Origin of the sequence: Vibrio ouci (assembly GCF_004551525.1) — a bacterium.
Taxonomy (GTDB): Bacteria; Pseudomonadota; Gammaproteobacteria; order Enterobacterales; family Vibrionaceae; genus Vibrio; species Vibrio ouci.
This window is the reverse complement of the sequence record NZ_SATR01000084.1, coordinates 1-6,738: the sequence shown is the minus strand read 5'-3', so window position 1 is coordinate 6,738 and position 6,738 is coordinate 1. Positions and strand designations below refer to the sequence as shown.

General features: G+C 40.8%; 7 protein-coding genes. 2 read left to right on the top strand and 5 right to left on the bottom strand.

What is annotated here, in order from left to right:
• Positions 1 to 237 precede the first annotated feature (237 nt).
• From ELS82_RS23055 to ELS82_RS23010, 5 genes are all read right to left on the bottom strand, one after another.
• Positions 238 to 1,143, bottom strand: a complete 906-nt coding sequence (locus ELS82_RS23055; protein ID WP_134837528.1) for an AbiTii domain-containing protein — start codon at positions 1,141 to 1,143, stop codon at positions 238 to 240.
• A 1,258-nt stretch (positions 1,144 to 2,401) separates the two neighbouring features.
• Complete coding sequence (locus tag ELS82_RS23030) at positions 2,402 to 3,268, bottom strand: hypothetical protein (protein WP_134837524.1); 867 nt, start codon at positions 3,266 to 3,268, stop codon at positions 2,402 to 2,404.
• Between the two features lie 166 nt (positions 3,269 to 3,434).
• Positions 3,435 to 3,719, bottom strand: a complete 285-nt coding sequence (locus ELS82_RS23020; RefSeq protein ID WP_020838846.1) for a hypothetical protein — start codon at positions 3,717 to 3,719, stop codon at positions 3,435 to 3,437.
• 116 nt (positions 3,720 to 3,835) lie between these two features.
• Positions 3,836 to 4,291, bottom strand: coding sequence for a GNAT family N-acetyltransferase (locus ELS82_RS23015; protein WP_134837523.1), 456 nt, complete (start codon positions 4,289 to 4,291; stop codon positions 3,836 to 3,838).
• Positions 4,292 to 4,444: 153 nt separating this feature from the next.
• Positions 4,445 to 5,281 carry a DUF2971 domain-containing protein gene (locus tag ELS82_RS23010; protein ID WP_134837522.1) on the bottom strand — a complete coding sequence of 279 codons (837 nt, stop codon included), beginning with the start codon at positions 5,279 to 5,281 and terminating at the stop codon, positions 4,445 to 4,447.
• 749 nt (positions 5,282 to 6,030) lie between these two features.
• On the opposite strand from ELS82_RS23010, the gene ELS82_RS23000 reads away from it, so the two are divergent.
• Positions 6,031 to 6,276: a type II toxin-antitoxin system CcdA family antitoxin gene (locus ELS82_RS23000; protein WP_026050326.1), complete on the top strand. Its 246-nt coding sequence runs from the start codon at positions 6,031 to 6,033 to the stop codon at positions 6,274 to 6,276.
• Positions 6,276 to 6,593 (top strand): CcdB family protein, encoded by a 318-nt coding sequence (locus ELS82_RS22995; protein ID WP_026050327.1) that lies wholly within the window; start codon positions 6,276 to 6,278, stop codon positions 6,591 to 6,593. Before ELS82_RS23000 ends, ELS82_RS22995 begins: the two co-directional genes overlap by 1 nt.
• The last annotated feature ends 145 nt before the right edge of the window (positions 6,594 to 6,738 follow it).

Genomic DNA, 6,738 nt, shown 5'->3' with positions numbered 1-6,738 from the left:
TCGGCCCGGAAGACTGGCCAGACGCACTGCTTCTTTGCGGAACTCTTCGGTGTACGCTGGATTACGATGTTTAGCCATAAATCACCTCTCAATTAGACCCTAGATCTAACTTAGTAAAGTGTCTACTAAACGTGGGGTACTCGGTTACATAACGCCGCATTAAGGTGTGAGCGACGCTTGGCTATACTTGAGCGAAGCGAAAACGCCAAGCGTTGCGAATCACTCTTAAATGCTTTGTTATGAAACATTGCTCATTAGTACACCTAACTGCGCTAACAACCCCGTTGCGACTATACTACCCGTTGTTCCCTCAATGATATTCCTTACGCTTTTTAGTGATTCTGACAGTATTATTTTTTTAGGTTTCGGGGATGCTAGTTGATGTTCTATTGTTGCTACTTCGGCATTTAACTCTTTGGCATCAGATTCATTCAGATGCAATTGACTAATAGATGATTTGAGAACTTCTAGAAATTCAGCAACATGACTGTCGTTAACTTCAAAATCCATCGACTGATGTGAGTTATCGGAAGCTTGCTGAAGCTGAGAATTTTGCATGCTACCGATATTATTCGTTATTTTATATGTCACGGATTCTGCCGCCTGTTTTTCAGTATGTGAAAAAGTCATACCCTCTCCTTTAACCCCTTTTTGCTCCAACTCCAAAGCCCAATTTAGAACTTCATTTCTCAGGGAGTCAATGACTGCCACAATTTGGCTAGTGCTAACTTCAAGGAAAGGTTCCATTGGTAAATCCATTACCTCCATCAAACGATCTCGAATTTCCGGAGGATAATTCATTATTAATTTTCCAGTACCGTTCGACTTTATAGTGCTTTCCAATTCTGCAATTGAATGCGGAATTTTCCTGTGGGATAAATCATGAGTAAGTGATGAGTTGGCAATGCGAAAAGGAATGAGTCCTCGCACCGGGTTGTGAACCTTTAGAGCCCCATGTAACTCTCGATATATAGGTAAAGATTCTTCAGGATCAGTATATCCGTTTAGTTCTTGGTTTAGCCAACCCTCTACATCCTTGATGCCCAGTTTTTTGGAAACTACTAGAGCTTTACGAACAAGGCTAGAAGTGCCTACACTATTATTCAATGCATCTCGTTGTAGTTCTAATACTAAGCCTGACATTCAAATTTCCTCTTGTTTCATAACGCCCTGTTAAGGGGTGAGCAACGCAATACTGAAGCCGCTGCATACCACCTTAGACACTAAAGCCAACGCATAGTGAAAATGCCACGCGTTGCGAATCCCTCTTGAACAGTTTGTTATGCTTGTTCTATTAGTAGGCTCGGTAAAATTCCAACGCCACATACCGTTAGCCTGTTGCCTAAAGAGGTCTTATTTATGGTGCTCTTTACTACGCGAATGCTCGGCATACTTTTTGGAAATGAGTTGATGTATATGAAGTCCTGTTTTACGAACAAGATACCAATCTATCGCTGCTAAAATGACCAAGCCTATTATAGTTCCCATCTAAAACCCTCCTTACACATCGAATCATAACTCTATCAAACCACTGATAAGTTAGATAAGACAGAACGCAATTTTTGATGAGCTGCGATGGTTTTCAGAAAAGTTAGAGTCTATTAAGGGATAAAAGCCTCATTTCTAGTAAAGATACAAAGTGATATTTGTTGAATACGTAAAGTGCTCATACCTACAAGTTTGAGAAAAAGCATAACGCCCAATTAACGTGTGAGCAGCGCAAGCACTGAACCCCAAAACTGCGCCGTAAACACTAAATTCAACTCGAAGTGAGAGCGCCAAGCGTTGCGAATCACTGTTGAATTGTTTGTTATGTTTTACCACAAGTTACTGACTTAATTGAGAAAGAACTGTTATTTCAAACCAGTTTTCTGAACCAAACCAGAAGGCAAGAACCAACTTGGCCGCCAAAAGCGACTAACCCAAGACTAGTAATCCCACTTCCCTGCCCAATGAGGCAACCCGACAAAGCACCAACAAGCGCCCTTTCTTTCCAACCAAAGCGCAAAACAATGCCGAATTGCCGAGGCAACTGCCAAACCGAAATGCTGATTGGCTAAGAATCCAAAAGCGACTTTGAGCCAGTTAAACCATAAGCCGACCGCCACGACCTGACAATGAAGCAACCCACGAATATTGGCATGTTTTACGGGCTGAGAGATTCAAGAACTGAGACCGACAATGCGGATTTGCTGAGCCTACTAGGGACGAATTGCTTAAGGGACAAAGAACTAGAGCCTTAGACCTTTAAGCCTTTGAAATGCAAGTAAACATAACGCCCTGTTAAGGGGTGAGCAACGTAATACCGAAGCCGCTGCATTCCACCTTAATCACTTAAACCAACGCATAGCGAAAATGCCACGCGTTGCGAATCCCTCTTAAACAGTTTGTTATGTGCCGCTTATACGTTCAGATGCTTTTTACAACGAAGCCAAGCCGGTATGGCATCAAAGTTTACTATCTTCAAATACTCAGAATGACAAGAACTTAAGTCTAAATGATTTAAAACCTTTAACGTCAGTAATCCGGGGTTAAATGCAAAGGCAATTAGATCTGGCATTAGATCTTTGTTTCTTTTTAGCAGTAGTTCTATTTTCTCTTTGCCGCATCGTTCATCAAAGAAGAACTCGCTGTCACTGATAGCAGGCATCATATGCAGAACACCCTGTGCTGCTGGATGAGTTAGTTGGCATAATTCACCATACAACTCATAAAACTTTTGCCCAGTTTTGCTATCGAGACTTTTAATGTATTCATATGGCTGCTTTGCTTTGTGAGTTGTAGGAGCTTTTTCACCTTTTCCAATTCTCCTGGCGTGAGAGTAATGAATCAAAACATCTTCAAGCTCAGTTAGTGTTAAAAAGTCTCCTCCGCCCTTTTTCAACTTTTTATTCAAAACTCTGTTGTGCTCGGACAACGTAATGCCTACGTGTAACAAGGCATCAAAACTATCTGCGGTAGATTCAATAAGGGAGCGCATTGATGATGAAAAAGGCAAATATAAGCCATTTTCATATGAGAACTTCATACCTTTAAGCCATTCAAGGTTTTTTGCGATTGAAGACATTGATGCAAAATGTGACCGAAATATAATCTCTTTAATATATTGGGCATTTGCTTCATCCACATCACTTTCTTGTAGAGTTTTGAAGTCTGAATGCGACATGAATTGATATATAGTGTGATTTCTATTATTTAACACACTCTCGACTAACGGAATGTAACAACTAGCTACATCCTTACCCAAAATCTCTTGGAACGAATCCATATACGCAACCTATTAATATTTGATGCCTAGCTTTAGGCACATAACGCCTTGTTAAGGTGTGAGGCACGCAATACCAAAGCCTCTGCATACCACCTTAACCACTAAAACTAACGCACTGTAAAAATGCCACGCGTGCCGAATCACTCTTGAACAATTTGTTATGTAGCTAATCGCGTAGTTCGTAAAACCCTTTTTCGATATCGTACTTTAAGTGCTTTGTCAGTGAGAACTGCGGGTCTTCTTTGAGAAATCTATTAGCTATCATCATTTGGTACTCATTGACTGACATACCGTCAAAAACATGTTTATTAATGTTAAATCCAGAGCAGTTTTCTTGCCCGCCAACACTTTTATCACTGCCTTTTCTATTTGATTTGCCAATAATCTTGATCTTCATATGGAGGCAATCTGACAAATCTGTGTACTTGATATTGGTGCTATCAATTTTCATAAATTCCTCTTGCTACATAACGCCGCATTAAGGTGTGAGCGACGCTTGGCTATACTTGAGCGAAGCGAAACTGCCAAGCGTTGCGAATCACTCTTAAATGCTTTGTTAGCAGCAACTTACAACGCGAGTTTAAACCCTTCATGTGTTGCTTTGAATCCTAGTTTTTCATAGAACCTGATTGCATCAGGGCGCTGCTTATCACTTGTTAACTGAACGATTGWACAGCCTTTGTTTTTTGCCTGTTCAATAGCATATTCGAACATTTTCTCACCGAAACCTTGCCCACGATAGTCACTATGAATTCGGACWCCTTCGATAAGACAACGCCAACTACCGATATGCGTTAGGTAAGGAATAAAAGTAATTTGAAGCATCCCGACTAAAGAGTTTTCCAGCTCAACAACAAGTAATTCGTTRTTTGGRTCTCGTGTAATCGCTTCGAACGCTTCAAKATACGCACTATTCAACGGAATAGACGCATCTTCTCTTTTGCTACCAAGTGGATCATTCGAAAGCAAAGCAACAAGACTTTCCAAATCTTCAAAATCAGCTGAACGATATTTTAATTCCATCTATAGTTCCTTATTACTTCTGGCTGCTAACGCCAAATTAAGTAGTGAGCAACGCCACCACCTGACCTAAACCATTGTTCCGTAAACACCAAAGTTGATTCAAACCGAAAATGCCAAGCGTTGCGAATCTGCTTAAATTTATTGTTAGGCGAATTACCGATAGCTAGCGCTAGAGTTTCTTACAACTACATTCTCATATCCATTGCTCTTCAAAAAGAGCTCTAGCTCTGCTTCAGAGCACTTACTCTTAGGACCCAGTGTGATACTCGTTACAGCATCATGCGGAAATTCAAGTTCAAAGTATGAAGTTATAGAATCATTAACAACCCTAAATTGAATATCAGAAACATTGCCATGCCAATTATTGCTTTTATCAGAGTATGGCGTATGAATAATTCTAACTTCTTGCTCTTCCGAGAATGCTGGATTTTTAAACGCCTGTGCGCTTCTTAGACATGTCGTTGCTAGCTCAGACATAGCTGGATGCCACACTGGTTTACCGTTCTCCAGTTTCGACTCTTCACATAGCTTAAGAAGTACATCTACCAAATTCGTAACAAAAATATTTGATAGCCCTTCGTTGTATGTAACTTCTGAATAGCCAAGCGCCTGCTCTTTGACCGTCGACATATAAGGAAGCTCATTACTCACATTCAGTTTATTAATAGAGAAACCTATATTCGCACCAACTCCATCATGAGCATATGCGCGCCACTGGCTTAGTAGATCATGATTCTTCGAGAAACAACAGATATACGGTGTGGATGTCGAATGTTCCAAAATTGTCACAAACGTTCGAAATATATCGATGTACGAATCACTATAATTTCCAACTCTAACAACTTTATCAATCTCGGCCTTTAGCTTGGATTTGAGCCATATAATCTCTTGATGATCGTTCATGTTATTGACTGAAGATAGCCATAACTTCCTAAACTTTAAGATCCCCAAGACTCCTTGAATATCCGTGTAATGATATAAGTCTTTCATGATACTCCCATTCGCCTAACGCCCAATTAAGGGGTGAACAACGCCTCCACCCAAACCTAAAGCATTGTGTCATAAACACTAAAACTGAAGTAGAAGCAAAAGTGCCAAGCGTTGTGAATCCCTCTTAAATTGTTTGTTATGTTTTACCACAAACACATGATTTACTTGAGAAAGAACTACTATTTCTAACTAGTTTTCTGAAGTAAGCCACAAGGTCAGAACCAACTTGACCGCCAAAGGCGACCAACCTGAAACGAGTAATTTCACTTCCCTGCCCAATGAGGCAATACGACCGAGCAACAACAAGCGCCCTTTCTTTCCAACCAAAGCGCAAAACAATGCTAAATTGCCGAGGCAACTGCCAAGCCGAAATGCTAATTGGCTAAGAACCTAGAAGCAACTTAAAGCCAGTTACACAAACAACCGACCGCCACGACCTGACAATGAAGCACCCCACGAACTTGGCATGTTTTACGGGCTGAGAGATTCAAGAACTTAGACCGACAATGCGGATTTGCTGAGTCTACTAGGGACGAATTGCCAAAGGAACAAAGAACTATATATAGCCTAAGACCTTTAAGCCTTTGAAATACAAGTAAACATAACGCCGCATTAAGGTGTGAGCGACGCTTGGCTATACTTGAGCGAAGCGAAAACGCCAAGCGTTGCGAATCACTCTTAAATGCTTGTTATATGCCTTTTGTGCGCCTATACTTAATGCGCACCATAAATACGCATAGGTAATTATCATGAGAAACGCATATAGTACGCAAGCACCCAAGAAGGCTGCAAACTTAAGCTTAAATAGCGAGTTACTCGCTGAAGCTAAGCGCCTAAACATAAACCTCTCGGCAACAATGGAAAAAGCCCTTGAAAAAGAAGTAAATCAGCGCCGTAAGACTGAGTGGTTAGAGCAAAATGCAGATGCTATCAACGCTTGCAATGAACTAACCGAAAATCACGGTCTGTTTTCTGATTCTTACCGAGTATTCTAATGTCACAATTTTCACTATACCAAAATAACGATAAAAGCACTGCTACCGCTTACCCATACTTTGTTGATGTTCAAAGTGAAATGCTTGATACACTGAATACCCGACTGGTGATTCCATTAACACCGGTTGAAATGTTAGAGAAGAAAGCCCCTACTCACCTATGCCCAGTGATCCACATTGATGAAGGTGACTTCGTAATCCTAACTCACCAAATGGCGAGTGTACCAACTAAGATTTTGCGTGATCCGGTAAATGATTTGAGCACTTTTAGAAACGAGATTATTGCTGCTATCGACTTCCTGATTACTGGCATATAACGCCCTGCTAAGGGGTGAGCAACGCAATACCGAAGCCGCCGCATACCACCTTAATCACTAAATTCAACGCATAGTGAAAATGCCACGCGTTGCGAATCCCTCTTAAGCAGTTTGTTATGTGTAATTTTCTATGTACTTCCTTAAT

Excerpts from the sequence above, each read along its gene's own strand:
- ELS82_RS23020 (WP_020838846.1), bottom strand. The coding sequence starts at position 3,719 with ATGAAAATTGATAGCACCAATATCAAGTACACAGATTTGTCAGATTGC.
- ELS82_RS23055 (WP_134837528.1), bottom strand. The coding sequence starts at position 1,143 with ATGTCAGGCTTAGTATTAGAACTACAACGAGATGCATTGAATAATAGT.
- ELS82_RS23010 (WP_134837522.1), bottom strand. The coding sequence starts at position 5,281 with ATGAAAGACTTATATCATTACACGGATATTCAAGGAGTCTTGGGGATC.
- ELS82_RS23000 (WP_026050326.1), top strand. The coding sequence starts at position 6,031 with ATGAGAAACGCATATAGTACGCAAGCACCCAAGAAGGCTGCAAACTTA.
- ELS82_RS23030 (WP_134837524.1), bottom strand. The coding sequence starts at position 3,268 with ATGGATTCGTTCCAAGAGATTTTGGGTAAGGATGTAGCTAGTTGTTAC.
- ELS82_RS22995 (WP_026050327.1), top strand. The coding sequence starts at position 6,276 with ATGTCACAATTTTCACTATACCAAAATAACGATAAAAGCACTGCTACC.